We start from the raw sequence: 24377 nt of genomic DNA on the forward strand, positions 1-24377 counted from the left end.
CCGTCCTCCGGCCGACCCGCACCAGCAAAGGACACCGCCTTGGACGTCGACGCCCGGCAGCGCGCCGCGCTCACCGCCATCTGCGACACCTTCAACCCCGGCGACGGCGCCGCCGTCCCCTCCGCGAGTGCGCTCGGTGCCGTCGCCGTCGCCGAACTGCTCGCGGGGGCGCAGCCCCGCGCCCGGGACCGGCGGCAACTCGCGCGCCTGCTCTCCGCGTGGGATTCCCGGGCGACGGGCCTGCTCCTCGGGACCGGCGGACGGCGGTTCTCCCGGCTGACGCCCGCCGAACGCGAGCGCATGCTCCTGAAGCTGGGGGACTCGTCGGCCGAGCGCAAGCGGGTGCTGTTCCAGGCGCTGCGGGGACTGGCCACCTCTTCCTACCTGCTGGCTTCCGGGCCGACGGGCACGTCCCCGGTCTGGAAGGCCATCGGCTATCCCGGCCCCCTGGGCACGCTGCCCACCGCGGCACGCCCGCGGCTCGCGCCGCTCTCGCCGACCGCGGACACCGCTCTGGACTGCGACGTCGTGGTGGTCGGATCGGGCGCCGGCGGCGGCACCGCGGCGGCGGTCCTCGCCACCGCCGGGCTCGCCGTCGTCGTGCTGGAACGCGGCGGGTACTACGACGACGCCGACTTCGACGGCGGCGAACTCTCCGGCCTGAGCCGGCTGTACGCGGGCGGCCCCGCCGCCACCGCCGAGGGGCAGGTCGCCCTGGTCGCCGGTTCCTGCCTCGGCGGCGGCACCGTGGTCAACTGGACGACGTCGTTCCCCACCCCGCCCGAGGTCCGGGCCGAATGGGCGGCCCTCGGCGCGGCCCAGTTCGCCGAAGACGAATACGCGCGGGCGATCGAGGTTGTGACCGACCGGCTGTCCGTGAACGGCGACCACAACACGGCCTCGGCCCGCGACGCCGTCCTGGAGCGAGGCCTGCTCGCGCTCGGCTGGCACGTCGACGCCATGCCCCGCAACGTCGTGGGCTGCGACATGGGCACCGACTGCGGGCGCTGCGGATACGGCTGCCGGCTCGGCGCCAAGCAGTCGGCCGCCAAGACGTGGCTGGCCGACGCCGAAGCCGCCGGAGCGCGCCTGGTCGTCGGTACCGACGTCCGGACGATCGACGTGCGGCAGGGCCGCGCCGTCGGCGTCCGCGGCACCACCGCGGCAGGCCACGCCGTGACCGTCCGCGCCCGAGCCGTCGTGGTGGCGGCCGGTGCCGTGCAAACCCCGGCGCTCCTGCGCCGCTCGGGATTCGGCGACCCGGCCATCGGGCGGTACCTGCGCCTGCACCCCGCCACCGCCGTCTGGGGCGTCTTCGACGAGGAGATCCGCCCCTGGGAAGGAGGGATGCAGACCCGCTACTCCCGCGAGCACAGCGATCTCGACGGCCACGGCCACGGCGTCATCTACGAGACCGGTCCCGGCAACCCCGCCGCCCTCCAGGGCTTCCTCAACTGGCGCGGCGGCGCCGCCCACTTGGCCGTCCTCGGGCAGCTGGGGCACACCGCCGGCATCGGCATCATCACCCGCGACCGCGACCACGGCGAGGTCAAGGTCGCCCGCGACGGCGAACCCGTGCCGCACTACCGCCTGTCCGAGCACGACGCCGGGCACCTGCACACCGGGGTCGGCGGCGCGGCCCGGATCCTGGCCGCCGCCGGGGCCCGGCGCATCTTCTCGGCCCATCAGGCGGGACCGTCCTACGAACCGCAACGGCGCGGCAACCACGAGGACTTCATCGCGGCATGCGCCCGCGCCGGATACCGTCCCGGCCGCTGCGCGATCGCCGCGTTGCACATCATGGGCACCGCGCGCATGGGCGGCTCCCGGGACCTCAGTGCCACCGACCCCGACGGCGCGACCTGGGAGGTGCCCAACGTGGTGGTCGCCGACGCGTCCTGCTTCCCCACGTCCTCCGGAGTGAACCCGATGATCTCGATCGAAGCCATCGCCTACATGAACGCCGCACGCCTGGCGGACCGGCTCGGTGGCACCCCGGCCTGAGGCGGTGCCGCGGCCCGGGAAAGCCGCGCCGACCCCGCCTTCGGGCGGCGCGGCGCGGCCGGCCGGACGGCCCGCCCCCTGTGATTCACTTGCCCCATGGCCGTGTCCGCGCTCGTGTCCGCCCAGGTCTGTCGGTGACCGCCGAACCGACTGCCGCCACCCGGCCGCGCAACCGCAAGCAGCTCATCGTCGACGCCGCGGGACGGGTTTTCAGCGAACGCGGCTACCATGCGGCGTCCATGGAGGAGATCGCGGCCGGTGTCGGCATCACCGCGGCCGCGCTGTACCGGCACTTCCCGAACAAGTACACGCTCTTCGTCGCGTGCACGAACGTGCTGGCGGACGGGCTGGTCGCGGCACTCGACGCGGTGCCTGCCGATGCCGCCTTGGCCGACGTCCTGGGCGTCCTGGCGCGCAGCACCGTCGCGGGCCGGGCCTCCGGCGGGTTGTACCGGTGGGAGGCGCGGTACCTCGCGCCCGACGACCGCCGGCTCCTGCGGGCGAAGTTCGGGCTGGTGGTCGGCCGAGTGGCGGAGGCGGTGCGGCGCGAGCTCGGGACGCCCGACGAACGGCTGCGTGCCGTGGCGGCCTTGGGGGTGATCGGCTCCGTGACGATGCACCACACGTCGCCGGCCCAGCGCCGCCTGGAGGACCTGCTGCGGGAATCCGCCCTGAGCGCCGCGCGGACCGATCCGGCGACGGGGGCCGGAAGCGCGCGGCGCGTCGAGCTGCCGGTGCCGCCGGTTCCGCGGACCCGGCGTGCGGAGATCCTCGCGGCCGCCGTCCCGCTCTTCGCACGGGACGGCTTCGCCAACGTCACCAACGGGCAGATCGGGGAAGCGGCCGGGTTGCCCGCCTCCGTGCTCTACCGCTCCTACGCGGGCAAGGTCGACATCCTGGTGGCGGCGTGCCTCCAGGCCGCGGAGCTGCTGTCGCAGGCCGTGAACCAGAACCTGCACGGGGTGGCCGAACCGCACGCGGCCGTGGCGGTCCTGGCCGCGACGTACGTCGCGTACAGCTTCGAGAACACCGCCCTGACCAGCGTCGCCGAGGGGGAGGTGCGCGGCCTGCCGGACCCCGTGCGGCGCCCCGTGATCCTCGCGCAGCGCGAGCACATCGCGCTGTGGGAGCAGCAACTGCGGGCGGCCCGGCCGGAGTTGGACGCGAGGCAGGCTCGGGTGCTGGTGCACGCCGGGTTCGGCGTGGTGGTCGAGGTCGGCCGCCTGCTGCGGTGGCGGGATTCGCCGGAGAACCGGGCAACGGTCACCTCACTGGTCGTGGGTGCGCTGGGGCTGTAGCGGGGAGGGCGCCCCGCGGCCGGTTCGGCGTCCGCGCCGCGGGGCACCGTTCGGGGCGCCCGGTCCGGGCGCCGGACTCAGGCGCCGGGCCGGTTCGCCGACGGCAGCGTGACCGGGGTCTGCGTCGCCGACGTGCCGTTGTTGAGGAAGAGCATCGCGACGCCGCGCACGAACTGGTCGAACAGGTAGTAGTTCACCGGCATGATCCACGACGTCTTCTCGCGGAAGGCGACGTACAGCGGCCAGCCGGCCTCGATGATGCCGCGCGAGATGAAGTCGTGCGGCAGGCCCAGCCAGTCGGAGTACGCATCCCCGATGAGGTAGCGGACCATCTCGCTGACGAACCCGGTGTCCAGCCCCAGCACGGGCCGCTCGATGTACCCCAGCAGGGTGTGGGCCAGGCTGGTGCCCTCGGTCGTGGGCGCGAGGTCGGGCCACAGCATCTGCTCGGCCTGGGCCACCGCGTCGGACCAGCTGGCCGGGATGAACTGGCGCTGCACGCCCAGCAGATGCAGGGCGACCTGCCAGGCATGCAGGTCCGCGTTCTGCTCGGCCGCCGACATCGGCACGTGCCACTTGGCGAAGTTCAGGTGTGTGAACGTCGCGGTGGAGTGGAACGTGCGCAGGATGTCGCCGTTGCTGATGGGTTTCGGCTGGTCGGCGGTCGCCTGGAACTTCGCCGACGTGGGCAGCAGGTTGCGCACGGTGGAGTGCACCAGGCGGGTTTTGTTCGCGGTGACCACGAAGTGCCCGTTGGGGCTCCAGGCGTCGGCGGCGACCATATCGTAGCCGAAGGTGAAGGTCTTCGCCGCACGGGCCTTCATGTCGGCCCCGCCCGCCGACCAGTAGACCGCGCGGGATTCCCGCGGGATCACCGTGCTCAGGATTCCGCTGCCGAGGCTCAGCGACAGGAACAGGTACATGCTGAGCCGCTTGTAGAGCTGCTGGGACGCGGCGAGGACCGACCGGTCCGCCCACGACGGAAGTTGGTTGACCTGCTGCAGGTAGGACTTCAGGTAGCCCGGCATGCCCGCGGGCAGCGGATCGCCGTTGTCCGTCCACGCGGTCCACGCCGTGTTGACCGACGCGGTCGCGCCGTCGGCCAGGATCTGGGCCGCCACCTGGTCGGGGACCGGGTCCCACACCGTGAACGGATCGGTGACCGTGTCGGTCGCGGCGAGCGAGCCCGCGGACGACCACGACCACGCCTTCGGGGCTTCGAGCGCCACACCGGCGAGCCCCAGGGCGGCGCCGAGCTTCAGCGCTCGCCTCCTGCTGAGATTCTCCATTTACTTAATGACCTCCAGCCAGGAACGTTCAGGCCTTGATCCAGGGCTGGCTCGCCCGCCGAATCGGACGAGACGAGCATTGTCTCAAGGGTGTCCGATAGCGCGATTCTTCATTAACATATCGAGGTGTGTCGGGGACGGCAAGGGTTCCGTCACCGTCCCGCCCGATCCGGACAGGAGTCCCGATGACCGTGGTGATCCCCGGCAGGCGTTCCCTCTACGACGACGACCACGAACTCTTCCGCGAGACGGTGCGCGCCTTCGCCGAGAAGCACGCCGGACCGAACGCCGAACGGTGGCGCAGCGCGGGACGGGTCGACCGATGGCTGTTCAAGGAGGCCGCCAAAGCGGGCATCCTCGGCTTCAACATCCCCGAGGAGCACGGCGGCGCCGGAGTCACCGACTTCCGCTTCAACGCGGTGATCGCCGAGGAGTTCTCCCGGCACCCCGGCTCCGACGGACTCGCCGGAGTGTCGCTGTCCAACGACATCGTGGTGCCCTACTTCACCGACCTGACGGACGACGACCAGAAGGCGCGCTGGCTGCCCGGCATCGCCGCCGGAGACCTGGTCGTCGCGGTCGCGATGACCGAGCCCGGCACCGGCAGCGACCTGGCCGGCATCGCCGCGACCGCGGTCCGCGACGGCGACGACTACGTGGTCGACGGCAGCAAGGTCTTCATCTCCAACGGCCAGAACGCCGACCTGGTCGTCACCGCCGTCCGCACCGGGCCGCACCCCCACCGCGGCATCAGCCTGCTCGTCGTCGAAGCCGACCGCCCCGGCTTCTCCCGCGGCCGGAACCTGGAGAAGATCGGCCTGCACGCCCAGGACACCAGCGAACTGTTCTTCACCGGCCTCCGCGTGCCCGCCGCCAACCTGCTCGGCGAAGAAGGCTCGGGCTTCACCTCCCTCATGCGCAACCTCCCCCAGGAGCGCATCTCCATCGCGGCCGGCGCCATGGCCTCCATCGAAGGCGTGCTGGAACGCACCGTCGAGTACGTCAAAGAACGCAAGGCGTTCGGCCGGCCGATCGGCTCCTTCCAGAACACCCGGTTCCAACTGGCCGAGATGGTCACCACCGCCCGCGTGGGCCGCGCCTACCTCGACGACCTGCTCGCCCGGCACGCGCGCGGCGAACTCGGCGCCGCGGATGCCGCGGCGGCGAAGTTCTGGGCCACCGAGCAGTACGTCGACATCGTCGGCCGCTGCCTCCAACTCCACGGCGCCTACGGCTACATGCTCGAATACCGCATCGCCCACGACTACCTCGACTCGCGCATCTCCACCATCTACGGCGGCACGACGGAGATCATGAAGGAGATCGTGGGGCGCGACCTGGGCCTGTAGGACCGCGGGGTGCCGGGGAGGGAGCGGGTCCTGTCAGATCCCGCAGATTTCGTCGGTGAGCATGCGCACGGCGTCGCGGAGGCTCGACGGCGCCGGGATCCCGCCGCGCCCGCGGGCCGCGTTCCAGCCCGGGCCCGCGGGAATCACCGTCGTCATCCTCGCGCGCGGCAACGAGCGCACCGCCGCCACCGTGTCGGCATCCGCGGTGGCCGCGGTGTGCGCCCACACGACGACCGCGCCCGGTCCGGTGCGCCGGACCGCCTCGAGCAGCGCCGCCCGCGGCAACGACGCACCGAACATGCGGACCGGCACCCCGCGTTCGGCCAGTGCGGCGGCAAGCGCCTCCAAGGGAAGCGTGTGCAGTTCACCCGGAGCGCACGCCAGCAGCACCCCGCGCACGCCCGCGCCGACCGCGGAGGACCCCGGAGAACGATCCGGCTTGCCGCGCGCGGTGGCTGCGGCATCGGCGGCCCGGTGCAGTGCGGCCGCCACACAGCCCGCGAGAAGGTGCTCCACCTCGACGTACTTGGTGCCGTGGGCCCCCGCGCCCGGGGCGACCGCGGTGTTGGCCCACTTGCGGCCCATGCCGAACAGGACCGGGACGACGAGATCGTGCCACGCGGCCACGACCCCGGACGCGGCGAACGCCTCGTCCAGCAGCCCCCCGACCGCATCGGCATCCAGCCGCATCGCCGCCTTCGCGAGGCCCTGTGCCGCCGGGTGCGTGTCGGCCGCCGATCGGCCGAGCGGCAACGCGGCACCCCCGCCCGCGCGGCGGGGCGGCCGCGGACCCGGCGCGTCGGACGGCGCGGCGAGGGCCAGCGCGGCCGCTTCCGCGGGCGGGACCCCGGCAGAGGTGAGTGCACACATGTGTTCGAGTCGAGTCAGGTCCGTCGCCGTGTAGCGGCGGTGCCCGCCGGGAGTCTGCCCGTGCGCACCGATTCCGTACCTGCGCTCCCAGCTGCGCAGCGTCGCGACGGCGACCCCGATGCGCTGCGCGGCCGCCCCGATCCCGAACGAAGGCTCGGCGGCCGTGCCGGACGGCAGTACGGCGACGGCGGGGGCGGGTCGGTCGTTCATGGGAGGTCCGTCCGGGGGAGTGCGGAAACCTGTGCAAATCCTTGGCGACTTGCATCCATGATACCTCCGCGGAGGCTGGAGGCAGCGGCCGTCGCACCGGCGGCCCCAGCGACGGGAGACCACCGTGAAGCTCTCCGAAGAACTACCCGTGGACCACCGGTTGAGCCAGGTCTACCGGTTCGGTGCCGGACTCACCGGTCTTGTGCTGCTGACCTTCGGAAGCCTCGGCTTCGCCGACCGGCTGGCCTATTTCGACACCCACGGCAGCAACCTCGCCGGACTCAGCACGAACGGCGCACTGAGCACCGTGTCGGTCGTCGTCGGCGTCGTGCTCGTCGTGGGCGCCGTCATCGGCGGCAACACCGCATCCACGCTCAACAGCGTGGTCGGCGTGCTCTTCATCGCGAGCGGATTCGTCAACCTGTTCCTGCTGGACCGCAGCGGCAACATCCTGGCTTTCCGCATGCCGAACGTGATCTTCAGCTTCCTGGTCGGCCTACTGGTTCTCACCTTCGGCCTCTACGGCCGGGTCAGCGGGAACCTGCCCCACGACAATCCCTACTGGCGGGCACGTCACCCGGAGCAGGCGGAACGCGAGTCCCACACCGCCCTGCCCGCGGCATCCGCGACGACGTGGACCGCCGACAGCCCGGCACGGCGCTCGTGAGCCCATCGCCCGCGACCGTGTCGGCCAGGGTCGCCGAGCGGCGCCGCGGCCCCGGCCGCCGCCACCGGCACCCCGCCCCGGCACGGCCACCGAAGCGCCGCACCTGGGTGCGGCGCCCTGCGGCGACCCGCGACGGCCCGGCGCGGGCCGCCGCAGGCCCGTGTCAGCTGGTGATGGCGACAGTCGTGGCCAGCAGTTCGGGAAGCGCGCCGGGGAAATCGGGCAGCAGGCGGAGGGCAACCGCCCAGTGGTCGGGGTCGGCGGGCGAGAACCCGGCGGCGGCCATCACGGCCAGGATGTCGGCGCGGGGCGAGAGCCTCCCGGCGGTGACGGCCTCGGTGAGGTGCTCCACGAGCGCCGCCGCGGGAGTGACGAGGGCCAGCAGGTCCTCGGTGTGAAGCCGGCCGTCGGCGAGGGCGGTGTCCAGCCACTCGAGGCCGGTCACGCGGTACACCTGCACCCTGTTGCGCGCGAGATACGCCCGCAGCAGCTCCCGCGGGCAGTCCTTGCGCTCGATGAGAGCTTCCAGCACCGGCGCGGGCAAGGGTGATGCGGCGTCCGCGGCGACCAGCACGCGCCACGGCAACGCCATCCCGTACTCGGCGTCGAAGTGGTCCAGGCGCTCGGCCGCCTTGGCGCCCCGGCCGATCACGTAGCGCGCCACTTCCTCCGGCGCTCGGGCCGCAGCCAAGGCCGCGTGCAGCGAAGCCAGTCCCGCGTCGGAAGCCGCGATCGCGGCGCGGAGCACCGCGTGGGTCGTCGCGGGGAACGGGTGCTTGGCGCCCGGACGTCGGCCGGGGTATTCCGTCTCGTCCAGCAACGCCGCCACCGCGTCGGGCCCGTGGCGTTCCCACAGACCGATGGCGACCCGCAGCCGACCGGCATCGGTGCTCAGCCGGGTACGCCCCAGCATCGCCCGCACCAGCGCCGGATCGCCCGAGTCGAGCGCGGCGAGCAGCCAGGTGCGGCGCCTGGACGGGCTGGTCCGCGCGAGCAGGTCGACGAGCGCGGGGCTGATCGCCACCTCGTCGGTGCCACCGTCGCGCCGCCGCCCGGCGCATATGCGGACGCGTTCGTCCTGCGCTATCGCCCCGAAGTCGTAGAGATAGGCGTTGACGTCCGGGTCGTCGAGGTCGAGCAGGCCCTCGACGACCTCGGCAGGCATCTCCCAGTGCGCGGCATTCGCCACGGCGGCCCGGACCCCGCACACGTCGTAGATGTGTGTCCGGACAGCTGCCGACAGCGGGTAGTACACCGTCAGATGCTGGATCGCCCGGGCGTCCAGCGCCGGGATCACCGCGCGCTGCACCTGCTCGGGCGCCGCGGCCAGCATGATGTAGAGCTGCCTCCGGGCGCCTTCGGGCGCTTCGGCCGGGAACTTCGCGTCCAAGTGCTTGGGCCAGGCCACGGGGGTGCCCCCCGCCCGCTGTTCGGCGGCGTGTTCGACCGCCGCGGCCACCAACTCGCGGCAGCTGCCGCGGAACCGGCCGACCAGCTTGTACAACGAGACCCACGCCTCGGGGTCGTCGCCCAGCGGGGCGACGAACCGCGCGACCGCCGGGGCGAAGGCGTCCGGCAGCCGTCCGCGGTAGGCGCCGGACCCGTGGAAGACGCCGCCCTCGTCCGCACCGTCCGCCCGCCTTGGCGCCAACCGGTGCAGCGCGTGCAGCACCTCGCCCGCCGGGCCCGGACAGTCCAGCGCCTCCTCGATGCCGTACCACCCCGCGTCGAGCCCGTGCGACAGCAGCGCTGCCAGGTCCCCCGGGTCCCCGGGCGGAATCGCCGCACTCATCGGCACAGGGCCGAGCCGGCGGGCGCTGTCCGTACGGATCCCGTCGCGCACCGCCTCGGCCACCACGTCGGGCGGACAGCCCTCGTGCCGGGTCAGCTCCACCTTCGCGCGCGCCGTGAACGGACTCCGGGCCGCCTCGCCACGAACCGCCTCCCAGTCGACCCCGCCCGGCGGAGTCTCGCTCTCGTCGCCGAACCGCAGCCCGACCAGCCACGCGTCGTGCGCGGGCCGGGGTTCCGGGCCGCCGCCGCGTTCCGCCCGGGCCGCCCGCAGCACGGCGGCCGGGTCGCCGGACCGTGCCGCCGCGTCGACGACGTCGGCCAGGTCGGTGTGGCCGTGCTCGTCGGCGCTCTCGCGCAGCACCGCCGCGAGAGCATCGAGTTCGCCGCACACGTCGGCAGGATCCGTCAGCGCGACGATCCGCAGCGCGCCGTCGACGATCACCCACGGCGGCAGCAGCGGCGCGAGCGTGCCGACCGCAAGTCGCACGACCTCGGGGAACGGGGCCCGCAGCGCGGACCGCAGCGCGGACCGCACTTGCCACAGGGTCGCCTCGGCGAGGAACGGCTCGACGACATCCGTGCGCCAGCCCGGGCTCGCCGGGTCCGCCGCCCGCCACACCGCATCCCGCGTCCGCTCGCTCCGGCCGCGCGCCGTCAGCAGCGCATACGCCACCGCGGGATCGCCCAGCAGCGCCAGATCCAGCGCCGCGTCCTCGTCGACGTGGTCGTGCCCGGCGACCGCTGCCAGCAGGTCCCGGTCGCCCGACGCGAGCACCGCCGCAAGCGCGGCCTGCGACGGCCGGACGTACATCGTGCCCAGCGCCTGCAGCGTCTCGGTCCGCAGCCGCTCCGTGAGCTTGGCCGCGGTCTCCGCGGGCGCGAGACTGTACGCGGCGTACACCGCTGCCCGCAGCGCAACGGCACTCTCGGAACTGTTCACTTGGACGGCAACTCCCCGCTCGGACCCGGACGCGCACGTGACTACGCCGCGCAACGCCGCCCAGCGTAGGCGCCCCTTCCGACGCCCCGCTCAGACGACGTCGATCCCGATGATGCAGGTGTCGTCGTCGGTATCGGCCTTGCTGCGGACCAGAAGGCGGTCGAGCCGCAGATCGAGGTTCGGGGCCGCGCCGCGGGCATTCTCGACGAGATGTCCGAGGGTGTCCTGCACCGACCGGTCGCGGCGCTCGATCAGGCCGTCGGTGTACATCAACAACGTGTCGCCCTGCGCCAGTTGCAGCTCGGCCTCCTCGTACTCGGCGTCCGCGAGGGCGCCGAGCAGCAGGCCGTCGGGCAGCGGAAGCGGATGGGCTTCGCCGTCGCGCACCAGGATCGGGGGCAGGTGTCCCGCCCGCGCCCAACGCAGCACGCGGTCGGCCGGGTTGTAGATGCCGCACACCACCGTCGCGGTCACCTGCCCGGTGAGGTGGTGGGCGACCATGTTGAGCCACCCCAGCAACTGGGCCGGGCCCGCACCGGTCACGGACATGCCGCGCAGGGCGTTGCGCAGGACCACCATGCCGGTCGCGGCGTCGATGCCGTGGCCGGCCACGTCGCCCACGCACAGCAGGACCTGCTTGGACGGCAGCGGCACGCAGTCGTACCAGTCGCCGCCGACCGCCGCCTCCGACTCCGCGGGGCGGTACCGGACCGCGACCGCCAGCCCGGGCGCGTCCAGCGGCATGCTCTCGGGCGGCATGATGGCGTGCTGCAGTTGCAGCGCCAGCCGGTTCCGCTGCGCGGACTGCCTTTCACTGTGCGCGAGTTGGTCGCGCGTGGCGGCGAGCGCCACTTCGGTCCAATGCTGCGCCGAGATGTCCTGGAACGCCCCACGGACCGCGAACAGGTCGCCGTTGGCGGCCAGGACGGGCTCCGCCGCGACGCGTATGTGCCGGGTGATCCCGTCCGAGCGCCGCAGACGGAACGCGGCCGAGGCGGGGCGGCGGTGGGTGATGAGCGTACGGAGGAACCGGCCGATCGCGACCGCGTCGTCGGGGTGGGCGCTGGACGGCAGTTCCTCGAGAGGGACCGGTGCCGCCGTCCGCGGAAGGCCGTGCAGGTCGAACATCTGCGCGTTCCAGACGATCTCGCCGGTCGGCAGGATCTCCTCGAACCCGCCGATGTTGCCCAGCCGCTGCGCATGCTGCAGCAGGCCGGCCAAGCGCGTCGCCTCGTTCTCCACCCGCCACAGCAGCAGGATGGTGTCGCCGTGCCGGCTGATGCTGATGCCGGCGGGCGTGGGAAGCGGCACTTGGTCGATCAGCGTGGTCACCGTCACCCGTTCGGCACGGAACGCCTCGCCGGTCGCGTACACGCGTTCGGCCATGTCGAACAGGTCGCCGTCGTTCGCCGCCATCGGGTAGGCCTCGAGGAGCAGCGCGCCGACGATCTCGTGCCGCGGCCGCCCGGCCGGGTCGGTGAACTTCGCATTGGCGTGCTGGATGCGGAAGTCGAGGAGCCTTCCGTCGGCGCTCAGTTGCGGCACGAGGAGCAGCGCCGGATCGTGCAGCCCGTCCGCCAGCTGCACCAACTCGCCGATGTGCCGGGCGGCGTCGGCGTCGCCGCCGGGCGCCGTGGGGTGCGTCTCCAGGGTGTGCGCGCACAGTTCGGCCAGCGCCTCGACCTGCCGGCGGACCTGCGGCGGCTGCGGCTGCAGGGGGTGCGGCCAGCAGATCTCCAGCACGCCGTGGATGCGGCCGCCCGTCCCCGCGGGGACCGCGGCGCGGCCGCCCGGCAGGTCGCGCAGGCCGATGGACGGAAGCCCGGAATCGCGGAGCGACGGCAGCCACACCGTGCGGCGTTCGGCGAGGGCGGTGCGGGCGACCGTGGCGACGCCGGGCGGCACGTGGCGCCACCGGGCCGACTCCTCGGTGCTGAATCCGGCGTGTCCGCGCAGCGTCAGCGAGCCGTCGGACGCCGCCGCCCAGACGGCCACCGCGCAGGCGCCCAAGGGGGCCAGCGCGTGGTCGAGCAGCGCGGCGGCCACCGCCTGGGCGTCGTGTGCCGCCAAGGCGCCGCCTTCGGCGGTCCGCAGGCGGACCGCGACCGACGGCGCGTCCGCACCGGGGTGCTCGCCGTCGCCGCGGGCCTGCGCGACGAACGCGACGGCCGCCTCGGCGAGCCGGTCCCCGGCCGCCCGGTTCACGATGTCCGCGGCGAATTCGAGCTGCGAGACGTGGGCTCGTGCGGCGAGATCGGCGAGTTGCCGGGCGGCCTCCTGCGGTCCGCAGGAGAGCCGCTCGACCAGGATGCCCTTGGCCATCTCGACGAGGGCGCGCCCTTCGGCCGCCGTGTGGGCGGCCTGCACTTCGAGGCGAAGGCGGTCCACGGTCGCGGCCAGGCGGCCGATGGACGCCGCGGCCTCTTCGGGGCCGACGGCAGGGGCGCCGGAGTCCTCGGCAGTGCTCACCTGGTGACGGCTCCTCGCGGTCGGTGCGGCATCGGGTCAGGGCCCGGATCCGGGCGGACGGGTTTCAGCGGGTCAGCCAGCGGCGCACACAGGCGATGAGATCCCGGGTGTCGACCGGCTTCGTCACATAGTCGCTCGCGCCCGAGGCCAGGCTCTTCTCCCGGTCGCCGGGCATGGCCTTGGCGGTGACGGCGATGATCGGCAGGTCCGCGTACTCCGGCATGCGCCGGATTTCGGCGGTGGCCGCGTAGCCGTCCATCTCCGGCATCATGACGTCCATCAGCACCAGGTCGATCTCCGGGTTCGCGGCGAGCGCGTCGACGCCTTCGCGGCCGTTCACCGCGTGCAGGACGGCGATTCCGTGGAGTTCCAGGATGCCGCTGAGGGCGTAGAGGTTGCGGGCGTCGTCGTCGACGACGAGGACGGTGCGCCCGGCCAGGTCGCTTGCCTCGACCTGCGCGGTCGCCTGCCCGCCTTCGCCGGGCCTGGCCAGCGGCAGGACGTCGCCGGGCTGGTCGGCGGACAGGTGCAGCGAGATGCGTTCGCGCAGCTCGTCGAGACCGGACAGCAGCTCCAGCGGACGGCGGTCGGCGCGGGACCGGAGCACCTGCTCCTGCCCCTCGGGCAGCCGGCGGCTGTTGTGTGCGAGGACGGGCACGGCGGCGAGCGCACGGTCCCCGTCCATGGCGTCGAGAAAGCGGATGGCTTCCGCGTCGGGCATGTCCAGTTCCAGGACGATGCAGTGGCACGGATGCGCCGCGAGGGCGGCCGCCGCCTCCTGGGCGCCCGCGGCGGTGACGACCTCGACGGCGGTGCGCGCGTCGGGGAGGCCGGGGCCCACGACCAGGTCCGCGACCGCGCTCTCCGCGACGAGGGACAGCAGTCCGTGCGGCCGCTCCTCGATCACCAGCAGACGCCGCCGCTGCGGCGGCACGACGGCCGGACGCACCGGTAGCGGATCGGCACCCTGCCCGCTGGTCCCCGGCCCCGGAAGGGTGAGGGCGCGGGCTTCCAGGTCCGGACGGGTGACCGGCAGGTAGAGCGTGAACGTGCTGCCCTCGCCGACCCGGCTGCCCGCGGTGACCGCCCCGCCGAGCAGGTAGGCGATCTCCCGGCTGATCGACAAGCCCAGCCCCGTGCCGCCGTACTTGCGGCTGGTGGTGCCGTCCGCCTGCTGGAACGCCCCGAAGACCGTCGCCAGTTGGTGCTCCGGGATGCCGATGCCGGTGTCGATGACCCGGAACGCGACCACCGCGCCGCCCCGGTGGACGTCCTCCGGCACCTCGTGCTCCGAGGCCGGCTCGATACGCAGCTCCACCGAGCCGCGCTCGGTGAATTTGACGGCGTTGGACAGCAGGTTGCGCAGGACCTGGCGCAGCCGTGTGTCGTCGGTGACGAGGTCGACCGGGATGCCGGGGGCGGTCCGGACCGAGAAGTCGAGGCTCTTCTGCGTCGTCATCGGCCGGAAGGTGGCTTCGACGTAGTCCAAGAGCCTGCGCAGCGGCACCCGCTCGGGGTTGAGGTCCATCTTGCCCGCCTCGACCTTCGACAGATCGAGGATGTCGTTGATCAGCTGCAGCAGGTCCGACCCCGCGGAATGGATGATGCCCGCGTACTCCACCTGCTTCGCGGTCAGGTTGCGCGTGGCGTTCTGCGCGAGCAACTGGGCGAGGATCAGCAGGCTGTTGAGCGGAGTCCGCAGCTCGTGGCTCATGTTCGCCAGGAACTCCGACTTGTACTTCGAAGCCAGCGACAACTGCTGGGCGCGCTCTTCCAGCTCCTGGCGGGCCTGCTCGATCTGGAGGTTCTTCGCCTCGATGTCGTGGTTGCGGTCCGCCAGCAGGGCCGCCTTCTCCTCCAGCTCGGCGTTGGAACGCTGCAGTTCCACCTGCTGGGTCTGGAGTTCCTCGGACCGTGCCTGGAGTTCGGCGGTCAGTCGCTGCGACTCGTCCAGCAGCTCGTCGGTGCGGGCGTTGGCCACGATGGTGTTGACGTTGACGCCGACGACCTCCATGAGCCGGTCCAGGAAGTCGCGGTGGACCTGGGTGAACCGGCCGACGGAGGCCAGCTCCATGACGCCGAGGACCTGCTCCTCGACGACGATCGGGAGCACGATCAGGGAGCGCGGCGCGGTGCTGCCCAGTCCGGAGGAGATGGGGACGTAGTCGTCCGGGATGCCGTCGACGACGATGCTGCGGCGACTGCGCGCGGCCTGCCCGACGAGCGTCTGCCCCAGCCGGACGCGGCGGGGGAGCGCGTCGTCGTCGGGGTGGCCGTACGACGCGATCAGGGCGAGCTCGGCGCCCCGCTGAGTATCCTCGGCGAGATAGAACGCGCCGAACTGCGCGGCGACGAGCGGCACCAGCTCGTCCATCACCAGCTCGGCCACCACCGTCAGGTCGCGGTGGCCCTGCATGAGCCCGGAGATCAGCGCCAGGTTGGTCTTGAGCCAGTCCTGCTCCTGGTTGGCCCGCGTGGACTCGCGCAGCGACCCGACCATGGTGTTGATGTTGTCTTTGAGTTCGGCCACTTCGCCGGAGGCATCGACGGTGATCGAGCGCGTCAGGTCGCCTTCCGCGACCGCGCTGGCGACTTCGGCGATGGCGCGCACCTGCCGGGTGAGGTTCCCGGCGAGTTCGTTGACGTTCTCGGTGAGCCGCTTCCACGTGCCCGAGACGCCCTCCACCTCGGCTTGGCCGCCGAGCCGGCCTTCGCTGCCGACTTCGCGGGCGACCCGCGTGACCTCGGCGGCGAACGAGGACAGCTGGTCGACCATCGTGTTGATGGTCGTCTTCAGTTCGAGGATCTCGCCGCGGGCGTCGACGTCGATCTTCTTCGAGAGGTCGCCGTTGGCCACCGCCGTGGTGACCAGGGCGATGTTGCGGACCTGGCCGGTCAGGTTGCTGGCCATCGAGTTGACGTTGTCGGTCAGGTCCTTCCACGTGCCCGCGACGTTCGCGACCCGGGCCTGGCCGCCGAGCATGCCTTCGGTGCCGACCTCGCGGGCCACGCGGGTGACTTCGTCGGCGAACGCGGAGAGCGTGTCGACCATGGTGTTGATGACCTCGGCGAGGGCCGCCACTTCGCCCTTGGCCTCGACGGTGATCTTCTGCGACAGGTCGCCCTTGGCGACCGCGGTCGCCACGTGCGCGATGTTGCGCACCTGGCCGGTCAGATTGGACGCCATGACGTTGACGTTGTCGGTCAGGTCCTTCCACGTCCCGGAGACGCCGCGGACGGTGGCCTGGCCGCCGAGGAGCCCGTCGCTCCCCACCTCGCGTGCGACGCGCGTCACTTCGGACGTGAAGAGCGACAACTGGTCGACCATGCCGTTGAACACGGTGCTGATCTCGCCGAATAGGCCGTCGCCGCTGTCCGGCAGCCGGGTGCCGAAGTCCCCGTCGCGCACCGCCGTGAGCCCCGCCAGCAGCCGGCGGAGTTCGGCCTCGCCGACTGTGCCGACTGTGCCGACCGTATCGACGGCGGTCGGCCCCGGGTCCTGCCCGGGGTCGCCGCCGACCGTCGCGCCTGCCATGCGCACCTCGTTCCGCTCCGGCCCGTACGGGCGTCGCGCCGGGAACACATCGACCGGCCGCATTATCGCGTGCAACCGTGTGCCTCGCGGCAAAAAGGCCAATCGTTGCCCTTTGGCAACAGTTCTGCGGCACGTTACCACGGGTAGATGTCGGCGACGTGTCCGCGCCGAGGAGGCCTGCGCGCTCGGGTCAGGCCGAGGCGTCGTGTGTTTCGCGAGAGGCGCATGCGGCGCCTGGTGTCAGCGGGGGCTGCCGGTGCTTCTGTGGGCGCGCTTCACTGTTGCCCTTTGGCAACGGTAGAGTCGGGCGTGTGCATCAGGCAGAACGCTGCGACGACGGCGTGCTTCGCGAGCCGGCTCCGCGGCGCGGATGCCTGCCGTCCTCGGCAGGCTCGTGGGCGTGCTCGTGCCCGGCCGCGTGCTGGAAGGCCAGCATGCCGGTGACCAGCGCCTCGCGATCGGCCGCCGACATCGCCGCCAACGTGACGGCCAGGTCGTCGGCGCGCCGGTCGCGGATCGCGCCCATGAGCCCGTCGCCTTCCGCGGTCAGGCGTAGGGTGATCTTGCGGCGGTTGCCGGAATCGAGTTCCCGGTGCACCAAGCCGGCCGACTCGAGGCGGTCGCACAGCCGGCTCGCCACCGACGGCACGGTGCCCATCTCCTGGGCCAGCGCATGCAGGGGAACGCCGTCGCTCCGGGAGATGATGGTCAGTGCGCGCAACTGGGTGGGGGAGACCGTGGTGCCGAACGCCTCCTGAGCCCGTCCCCATACCGTGATCAACGATTCCAGGGCCTGGGCGAGCAGCTCGGCCGCATCATCGGCGGACACCGGACGGCCGGCGGCCGATGCCGGCCCGGTCTCCGGTGTGCTCGACTGCAGGCTCTTGCGCCCGTACCGCTTGTCCATGGTTCCCCTCACTCTCTCATGCCGCGCCGCGGGCAGGTACCGCGCTGCCGAAAGGACTCCCGGTGACTGCCGCCGACCCCCTGCTGGACCTCCACCGCGCCTTGCGCGCCGCCGCGCCGCACGATCTGGTCCGGGCCCTCACGCGCGTCCTCGACGACCACCTCGGGGTCGGCCGGTGCACGCTCCTGCTGGCCGACTACGGAGTGAGCGCCCTCCAGCCGTTCGGCACGGAGCCCTCCGCGGACACCGCCGTCCCGATCGGCGGCACCCCGGCGGGCCGGGCGTACCTGTCCCAAGAACCCGTCGTCATCGGTGCCCCGGAGGCGCCCGGGCAAACGGCGTACCTGCCCGTGTCCGTGCGCGGTGACCGTATCGGCGTCCTGGAAGTGGTCCTCCCCACGGGCACCGACCCCAAGCTGACCTCCCTTCTCTCCGAGGCCGCCCAGGCGCTCGGCCACGAACTCGTCGCCGCGGATCCCAGCACGGACGTCTACGCCAAGGCGCGGCGGCTGCGCCGGCTGACGCTGGCCGCGGAGATGCAATGGGACCTGCTGCCGGGACGCTCGTGCGAACGCCCGGAATTCACGCTCGGCGCGCAGCTGGAGCCCGCCTACTCGGTGCGCGGCGACAACTTCGACTGGTCCGTCAGCGAACGGAAGCTCAGCATCAGCGTGACGAACGGCATGGGCCACGGCGTCCACGCCGCCTCGCTCACCGCGCTCGCCGTCAGCGCCCTGCGCAACGCCCGCCGGTCCGGGGCGGACCTGGCCTTCCAGGCCGAACTCGCCAGCCAGGCCGTGTGGTCGGCGCACACCGGAAGCGGCTACGTGAAGAGCGTCCTTCTGGAGATCGACCTGGCCACCGGCTCGGTCGACGCCATCGACGCGGGATCCCCGACGGTGACCCGCCTGCGCGACGGACAGGTGGAACGGATCGAGCTGGACGCCCAGTTTGCTTTGGGCGCGCTGGAGGACACCCGCTATGTCCCGGAGCGCTTCATGCTGCACCCCGGGGACCGGCTGGTCGTGGTCGGCGAGGGCGTCCACGGGTTCCGTTCGGCAGCGGGCGAGGTGTTCGGCGACCGGCTGCTCGCGGCCTGCGTGCGCAAGAACCGCCTCGCCCCGGCCCCGGAGGCCGCCCGGGCGGTACTGCGCGACCTGGCCCTGTTCCGCGGGGACAGCACGGCGACGGACGATGCGGTCTGCCTGTGCCTCGACTGGCGCGGAGCGGCGGCGCGGCAGGAGGGCTAACCCGGCGCGCCGCGCGGCGTCGATGTGACGTGGATCGCGTTTTCAAATCGGGGGGTGTGGGATCCCCGACCCGGGGTAGCCGGGGGGCGACCGGATGGCACCGACAAAGGAGACCGAAGCGAGATGACCGTTACCCGCGATGAACTCCTCAAGCCGACGGCTCTTCCGGAACACGCCCCGACAGCCGCGCGAATAGCGGATCCCGAGGACGCCGTGACGGCGGTCAGGGAACTCGACCCCGAGGAACTCCGGGGAATGGCGCCCGCCGACGCCCGCGAACTGACGCGCACGCTCCTCAAGCGGCTCGCGGACCTCGACGAGGGCACCCGCGAGTACTCCTACGTTCGCGGCACCCTGGTGGAACTCAACCTGGCCCTGGTCCGGTACGCGCTCCGCCGGTTCGGCCGGCGGCGTGAGCCCGAGGAAGACCTGCTCCAGGTCGGCTGCGTCGGGCTCATCAAGGCGATCGACCGCTTCGACCCGGACCGCGGCGCGGAGTTCGTCAGCTTCGCCCTGCCGACCATTCTCGGGGAGATCCGCCGGCACTTCCGCGACGCCACGTGGGCCGTTCACGTGCCGCGCAAGATGCAGGAACTGCACTTGGACATCGCCAAGGCCCAGGAAAAGCTGTTCCAGCGCCACGACCGCGCGCCGACCGTCGCCGAACTCGCCGACCACCTGGGGCTGTCCCAAGAGGAGATCGTCGAAGGCATCACGGCCGCCAACGCGCGCAGCACCGGCTCCCTGGACCTGCCGGGCAGCGACGGCCACGACGAGACGCTCCCGCTCGCCGAACGACTCGGGGACGACGACTCCCGGCTCGAGATGGCCGAGAACCTGGCGGTCCTCAAACCGTTGATCGCCGCCCTGCCGGAACGCGACCGCCAGATCCTCTCCATGCGTTTCACCGAAGACCTGACCCAGTCCGAGATCGGCGCGCGACTCGGCATCTCACAAATGCACGTCTCCCGCTTGCTGAGCCGGACCCTCCGGGGGCTGCGCGAGTCGCTGACCGCATGAGCGCTCCGGTGCTGCGCCCCGGGCCGTTCCCGGATCCGGTCGCACCGGCGACCGTGGCTTGGCCGCACCGGCGGCCACGCGTAGGGTCATGGGGCGTCTGCGTGGAGGGAGAACCGATGACGACACCGGCGAACGAATCCGAAGGCACTCCGGATACCGCCGTACCACCGCCCACGGGCCTCACCGTGAGCGTGCGGAACACCGACGGGTCCACGGCGATATGCACGCTGGCGGGGGACCTCGACATGGAGACCCTGGCCCCCGCCAAGCGGGCTCTCGACGAGCTGGTGGCCTCAGGGGTGCGGACGATCGTGGTCGACCTCGGGCAGGTCGCGTTCTGCGACTCCTCCGGCCTGAACCTCCTGCTGCAGGCACGGATGAGCGCCGATGCGCAGGGCACCCGGTTCCTGCTCGCGGCCTGTGCGCCCAGCGTTCAGCGGGTGCTGGAACTGACCGGCGCCGACGCGGTGTTCTCCGTGCACCCCGACGCGGCCACGGCGCTCGCCGCAGGGGGGTGACCGTGCCGCGTCGGCCCGCCCCGGAGTCCGGCCGTGCGTCCCCCGGCCTCGACCGGGCAACCGACTCCGCGAACCGAGCACCGAGACCGAAGGGGCTCCCGCTCATGACGAACCGCCGGGGAACCCTGGACAACGACAACCGGCCCGGCGGCGACCGTCCCGTCCCGCCCGGCGGACAGCGGCGGCGCCTACGGCTGGTCGGCGTGCCCAAACCCGTCGCCCGGGCCAGGACCTTCACCGCCGAGGCCCTGGCCGACTGGTCCTGGCCCGCCGACCCTCCTGACCGGCACCACGACATCGTCCTCCTGGCCGCGGAGTTCGTCGCCAACGCCGCCATGCACGCGGGCGGCCCCCGGGAGATCGTGCTCGAACTCTCCGAAGGCGGGCTGCGCATCGAGGTCAGCGACGGTTCCACGGTGCTGCCCGCCCCGCAAAGCCCCCACCGCCCCGGCATGCCCGGCGGCCACGGCCTGTTCATCGTCAAGCAGACCGCGGACCGGTGGGGTGCGGAAACGTATGATCAGGGCAAAACGGTGTGGGCGGAGATCGACGCGTAGCAGACGAGCCGGGCAGGCGGTCCTCGGCGCCGCCTACCAGCGGCCGCCGAGGGATTCGGCCGCCAGCAGGCCGGACCGGCAGCCGTCTTCGTGGAACCCCCAGCCGTGGTAGGCGCCCGCGAACGCGGTGACCGGGCCGGAGAGTTGCGGGAGGAGCCGCCGGGCGGCGACGGACTCCGGCGTGTAGGTGGGGTGTTCGTAGACCGTCCGGGCGATGACCGACGCGGGGTCGATCCGGGCCTCGGTCCCGAGCGTGACGAGGTACCGGCGGTCGGTGGGCAGCCGCTGCAGCCGGGTCAGGTCGTAGCTGACCACCACGTGGTCCGCGGTGGCGGCGCAGGACGGCATCCGGTGGTTCCAGGACGCGCGGGCCCGGCGGGCCGCAGGCAGCACCGACGTATCGTCGTGCAGAACGACGCAGTTGGCCGAGTATCCGATCGCCCCCAGCACCCGGCGCTCGTCCGGACCGGCGTCGTCGAGCATGGCCAGCGCCTGGTTCGCGTGCGTGGCGATCACCACGGCGTCGAAAGACTCGGTGCCGCCGTCGGCCGTGGTCACGTCGACACCGTCGGCGTGCCGCCGCACCGCCAGCACCGGAGCCGCGACGCGGCACCGGGGGAGCGCCTTGCGGATGCGCTCGACATAGTCCCGGGAACCCCCGCACACGGTGCGCCACGTCGGCGAACCGCCGACGGACAGCATGCCGTGGTGGTCGAGGAACCGGAAAAGGTACGCCGCCGGATACCGCAGCGCGACACCGGGCGCACACGACCACACGGTGGCGATCAGCGGCACCGCGAAGTGCTGGACGAAGTACCGGTCGAACCGCCGGTCCCGGAGGAACTCGCCGACGGTGGCCAAGTCGTCCCCGTCGTGCGCGAGGAACCGCCGGGCCGCGCGGTGGAAGCGCGGCACCTCGGCGAGCATGCGCAGGTAGCGGCCGTTGGCGGCGTTGCCGGGGACGGGGAAGAGGCCGCGCGGTCCCTGCCCGCCGGCGTATTGCAGGCCGCACTCGTCGCAGCAGACCGACATGCTCATCTCGGCTTCCCGGGTCTCGACGCCGAGTTCGCGGAAGAGGCGGAGCAGCGTGGGGTAGGTGCGTGCGTTGTGCACGATGAACCCGGAGTCGACGCGCAGCGGGCCCGCGGGGTCGGCCACGTCGTGCGTGTGCGCGTGCCCGCCGAGCCGGGTGTCCGCCTCGAACAAGGTGACCTGGTGCGTGCGGCGCAGCACATAGGCCGCGGTCAGTCCGGCCACCCCCGCGCCGACGACCGCCGCTCGCGGCGACGTCTGCCGTGTCTCGGTCATGTCCCCCCACCCGTCTCCGTCGATTCCGATGGACACAGGGGATTCGGAGCCGGTGCCGAATCGGCTTGCCCGGTCCGGGAAGAAACCGAAGACGGGCCGCGACGGGCGCCCGGCCGCAGGTGTGCGGCCCGGCGCCCGGGACGGCCGGTCGGCGAGGAATCAGGTCGCGAAGGGCAGCAGTGCGATCGGCGCGGACGTCGGCTGCACCGAGCCGCCTGTCGGTTCGACGGTGATGCCGACGCCCGAGGCCCCGTCGACGGCGTCCAGCAGCACCGCCGACGACGTCCGCGCCGGGTCCATGAGACCGGCGGGCGTCATGTGCCCGGTGTGGTCGAACCACACCTGGTAGACCGAGCCGGAAGGCGGAGCGGTCATGTCCGAGGCGATCAGCACCGCCTGGTTCCGTCGCGCGGAGTACACCACCGTGGCCGCCGCGCCGCCGGACAGCCTGGCCACCGTCGTCCGGGCGTCGGGGGCGGTGAGCACGCCGGTCAACCGCGCCTGTGCGGTGTCGGACGCCTGCTGGCGGGCCCGGGCGTCCTGCGCCTGGTCGTGCTGCCACCATGCGACCCCGCCGAACACCGCGGCCAAGGCCACCGAGGCGGCGAGCGCGAAGCCCGGCAGCCGGCGCGTGATCCGGTCCGTCCAGGCGGGCGGCGGGGGCGCCGGCCGCTCCTGCCGGACGCCGCGGATGCCCTGCAGCACCCGGTCGCGCACCTCGGGCGGCGGCCGGTCGTCCGCCGCGGCCCCGCCCAACCGGGCCGCGGTCGCCACGAGTTCGCGGACTTCCGCGGCACACGAGTCACAGGTCCGCAGGTGCCGGGAGAACTCGGTGTGCTCCCGGGCGGGGAGCGCGTTGAGCGCGTAGGCCCCGGTGTCGAGGTGGATGTTGCGGTGCTTCATGCCGTCACCCCCAGGCAGTCGCGCAGCCGGATCAGCCCGTCGCGCAGCCGGGTCTTCACGGTGCCGAGCGGCAGCGACAGCCGCTCGGACACCTCCCGGTACGTCAGTCCGCCGTAATAGGCCAGCGTGACCGACTCGCGCTGCAGCTGGGTCAACGTCCCCATGCAGCGCCGCACTTGGCGGCGTTCCAGCCGCGATTCGACCTGCTCGGCGACGGTGTCATAGGGCACCTCCGGGTTCAGCGCGGCCGCCCGCTGCTCGCGGCGGTGCTGCGACTGCTCGGACCGCACGCGGTCCACCGCGCGGCGGTGCGCGAGCGTGAGCGCCCACGTGCGGGCGCTGCCCTTCGCCGGGTCGAACCGGGCGGCCGTGCGCCACAGTTCGATCATGACTTCCTGCATGACCTCCTCGGACTGCGCGGGGTCCCGCACGACCTCGCGGACCAGCCCGAAGACCGGGCCGGACAGCGCGTCATAGACCTCCGCGAAGGCCTCCGCGTCGCCGAGGGCGACCGCGCGCAATCGTTCGTCCAGGCCGGTGCCTGTCGGATCGCCCGGGCGCGGCGCCGGGCCGTCGGCGGGGTGCATCGAGTTCATCGGTCTCCTGTACCGCAGAAGAGGGACGCAGAGCGCGGCACCGCGCCGCGGGCACCGGGTGCGGTGCGGCCGCGGGGCACCACCGGGAGGCCGCGCAGCCACAGGGCCGCGCCGTGGCGCCGGATCGCGGCGGAGACGCGCTGGGGGGCGAGCGGGTGGAGCAGCAGCAGGCGGGCGAAGGCGGCAGCGCCGATGGGCCTGCGGACGCCGCTCCACACCGCGTCGAATACGCGCTCCCCGGCCTGGTGCAGGGACACGCGCAGCGACAGCCGAGGGCCCGGCGGTGGAAGCCGCATCTCGTAGCGGCCGTCGACGGTGAAGAACGGCGAGACGTAGAAGGTCTTGTCGGCGCCGTAGGAGTGCGGCGGCAGCGGGAGACCGGGTTCCGGGGCGTCCGCGGACGGGCCCGGCAGCAGGTAGCGATGCCGCTCACCGTACGTGTTGTGCACTTCGGCGACGACGCAGGCGAGACGGCCGTCCGGGTACCAGCACCAGAACACGGTCAGCGGGTTGAAGACATAGCCGAGGACGCGCGCCTGGGCCAGCATGCGCACGGGACCGCCGTCGAGACGCACGCCGCGTTCGGCGAGCCAGCGTTCGAGATTGCCGCGGAGGGTACCCCGGGGGTCGCCCATGTGGTCCCGCACGGCGAAGCGCGCGAACGGGCGCAGCAGCCGGGGGAGGCGGGGCAACGCGTCGATGTCGACGAACCACACGTAGCCGCGGGTCCGCAGAACGCGGCGGAACGGCCGGTGCCGGACGTGCACGACCAGGTGCTCGTACAGCCCGGGCGGCGGGACGCCGCCGAAGGTATCGGTGCGCTGCATGCCCGTGGTTCGGAGCCGGGCCGCCCGCGGATTGGCGTGGACCCGAGAAGACCGTCCCGTGCCGTG

18 protein-coding genes are annotated in these 24377 nt (G+C 72.8%); 8 read left to right on the forward strand and 10 right to left on the reverse strand.

Annotation, left to right across the window (positions count from 1 at the left end):
- Positions 1 to 39: 39 nt before the first annotated feature.
- On the forward strand, positions 40 to 2004 hold the full coding sequence (locus ACPA54_RS35310; protein WP_423536081.1) for a GMC family oxidoreductase: 1965 nt from the start codon (positions 40 to 42) through the stop codon (positions 2002 to 2004).
- A gap of 134 nt (positions 2005 to 2138) precedes the next feature.
- On the forward strand, positions 2139 to 3302 hold the full coding sequence (locus ACPA54_RS35315) for a TetR/AcrR family transcriptional regulator (RefSeq protein WP_423536083.1): 1164 nt from the start codon (positions 2139 to 2141) through the stop codon (positions 3300 to 3302).
- 77 nt (positions 3303 to 3379) lie between these two features.
- Here the strand turns inward: ACPA54_RS35315 and ACPA54_RS35320 are convergent, their stop codons facing one another.
- Positions 3380 to 4591, reverse strand: coding sequence for an oxygenase MpaB family protein (locus ACPA54_RS35320; RefSeq protein ID WP_423536085.1), 1212 nt, complete (start codon positions 4589 to 4591; stop codon positions 3380 to 3382).
- A gap of 185 nt (positions 4592 to 4776) precedes the next feature.
- Between ACPA54_RS35320 and ACPA54_RS35325 the strand changes: the two genes are divergently transcribed.
- Positions 4777 to 5940, forward strand: a complete 1164-nt coding sequence (locus tag ACPA54_RS35325; RefSeq protein ID WP_423536087.1) for an acyl-CoA dehydrogenase family protein — start codon at positions 4777 to 4779, stop codon at positions 5938 to 5940.
- A 33-nt stretch (positions 5941 to 5973) separates the two neighbouring features.
- On the opposite strand, the gene ACPA54_RS35330 is transcribed toward ACPA54_RS35325, so the two are convergent.
- Entirely contained in the window at positions 5974 to 7020 is a 1047-nt protein-coding gene (locus ACPA54_RS35330) for a MerR family transcriptional regulator (protein WP_423536089.1), read from the reverse strand.
- A 124-nt stretch (positions 7021 to 7144) separates the two neighbouring features.
- Here ACPA54_RS35330 and ACPA54_RS35335 point away from each other — a divergent pair, with 124 nt between their 5' ends.
- Positions 7145 to 7687, forward strand: coding sequence for a DUF4383 domain-containing protein (locus ACPA54_RS35335; RefSeq protein WP_423536091.1), 543 nt, complete (start codon positions 7145 to 7147; stop codon positions 7685 to 7687).
- Between the two features lie 163 nt (positions 7688 to 7850).
- Here the strand turns inward: ACPA54_RS35335 and ACPA54_RS35340 are convergent, their stop codons facing one another.
- The 4 genes from ACPA54_RS35340 to ACPA54_RS35355 all read right to left on the reverse strand — a co-directional run bounded on the left by ACPA54_RS35340 (position 7851) and on the right by ACPA54_RS35355 (position 17332).
- Positions 7851 to 10421 (reverse strand): hypothetical protein, encoded by a 2571-nt coding sequence (locus ACPA54_RS35340; protein WP_423536093.1) that lies wholly within the window; start codon positions 10419 to 10421, stop codon positions 7851 to 7853.
- Positions 10422 to 10511: 90 nt separating this feature from the next.
- Entirely contained in the window at positions 10512 to 12890 is a 2379-nt protein-coding gene (locus tag ACPA54_RS35345; RefSeq protein ID WP_423536095.1) for a SpoIIE family protein phosphatase, read from the reverse strand.
- A 64-nt stretch (positions 12891 to 12954) separates the two neighbouring features.
- The gene (locus ACPA54_RS35350) at positions 12955 to 16425 is read right to left on the reverse strand and encodes a HAMP domain-containing protein (protein WP_423536097.1); all 3471 of its coding nucleotides are present in this window, start codon (positions 16423 to 16425) and stop codon (positions 12955 to 12957) included.
- Between the two features lie 316 nt (positions 16426 to 16741).
- The gene (locus ACPA54_RS35355) at positions 16742 to 17332 is read right to left on the reverse strand and encodes a MarR family winged helix-turn-helix transcriptional regulator (RefSeq protein WP_423536099.1); all 591 of its coding nucleotides are present in this window, start codon (positions 17330 to 17332) and stop codon (positions 16742 to 16744) included.
- A 62-nt stretch (positions 17333 to 17394) separates the two neighbouring features.
- Between ACPA54_RS35355 and ACPA54_RS35360 the strand changes: the two genes are divergently transcribed.
- The 4 genes from ACPA54_RS35360 (at position 17395) to ACPA54_RS35375 (ending at position 20677) form a co-directional block, all read left to right on the forward strand.
- On the forward strand, positions 17395 to 18582 hold the full coding sequence (locus tag ACPA54_RS35360) for a PP2C family protein-serine/threonine phosphatase (protein ID WP_423536100.1): 1188 nt from the start codon (positions 17395 to 17397) through the stop codon (positions 18580 to 18582).
- Between the two features lie 123 nt (positions 18583 to 18705).
- On the forward strand, positions 18706 to 19602 hold the full coding sequence (locus ACPA54_RS35365) for a SigB/SigF/SigG family RNA polymerase sigma factor (RefSeq protein WP_423536102.1): 897 nt from the start codon (positions 18706 to 18708) through the stop codon (positions 19600 to 19602).
- Between the two features lie 116 nt (positions 19603 to 19718).
- Entirely contained in the window at positions 19719 to 20120 is a 402-nt protein-coding gene (locus ACPA54_RS35370; protein WP_423536104.1) for an STAS domain-containing protein, read from the forward strand.
- Between the two features lie 104 nt (positions 20121 to 20224).
- Entirely contained in the window at positions 20225 to 20677 is a 453-nt protein-coding gene (locus ACPA54_RS35375; protein ID WP_423536106.1) for an ATP-binding protein, read from the forward strand.
- 33 nt (positions 20678 to 20710) lie between these two features.
- Here the strand turns inward: ACPA54_RS35375 and ACPA54_RS35380 are convergent, their stop codons facing one another.
- From ACPA54_RS35380 to ACPA54_RS35395, 4 genes are all read right to left on the reverse strand, one after another.
- On the reverse strand, positions 20711 to 21985 hold the full coding sequence (locus tag ACPA54_RS35380) for an NAD(P)/FAD-dependent oxidoreductase (protein WP_423536108.1): 1275 nt from the start codon (positions 21983 to 21985) through the stop codon (positions 20711 to 20713).
- 159 nt (positions 21986 to 22144) lie between these two features.
- On the reverse strand, positions 22145 to 22888 hold the full coding sequence (locus tag ACPA54_RS35385; RefSeq protein ID WP_423536110.1) for an anti-sigma factor: 744 nt from the start codon (positions 22886 to 22888) through the stop codon (positions 22145 to 22147).
- Entirely contained in the window at positions 22885 to 23484 is a 600-nt protein-coding gene (locus tag ACPA54_RS35390) for a sigma-70 family RNA polymerase sigma factor (protein ID WP_423536111.1), read from the reverse strand. The genes ACPA54_RS35385 and ACPA54_RS35390 overlap by 4 nt, the downstream gene beginning before the upstream one ends.
- Entirely contained in the window at positions 23481 to 24311 is an 831-nt protein-coding gene (locus ACPA54_RS35395; RefSeq protein WP_423536113.1) for a DUF1365 domain-containing protein, read from the reverse strand. Before ACPA54_RS35395 ends, ACPA54_RS35390 begins: the two co-directional genes overlap by 4 nt.
- Positions 24312 to 24377: the final 66 nt, after the last annotated feature.

The organism is Uniformispora flossi, assembly GCF_049534875.1.
GTDB classification, from domain to species: domain Bacteria; phylum Actinomycetota; class Actinomycetes; order Streptomycetales; family Streptomycetaceae; genus Yinghuangia; species Yinghuangia aomiensis.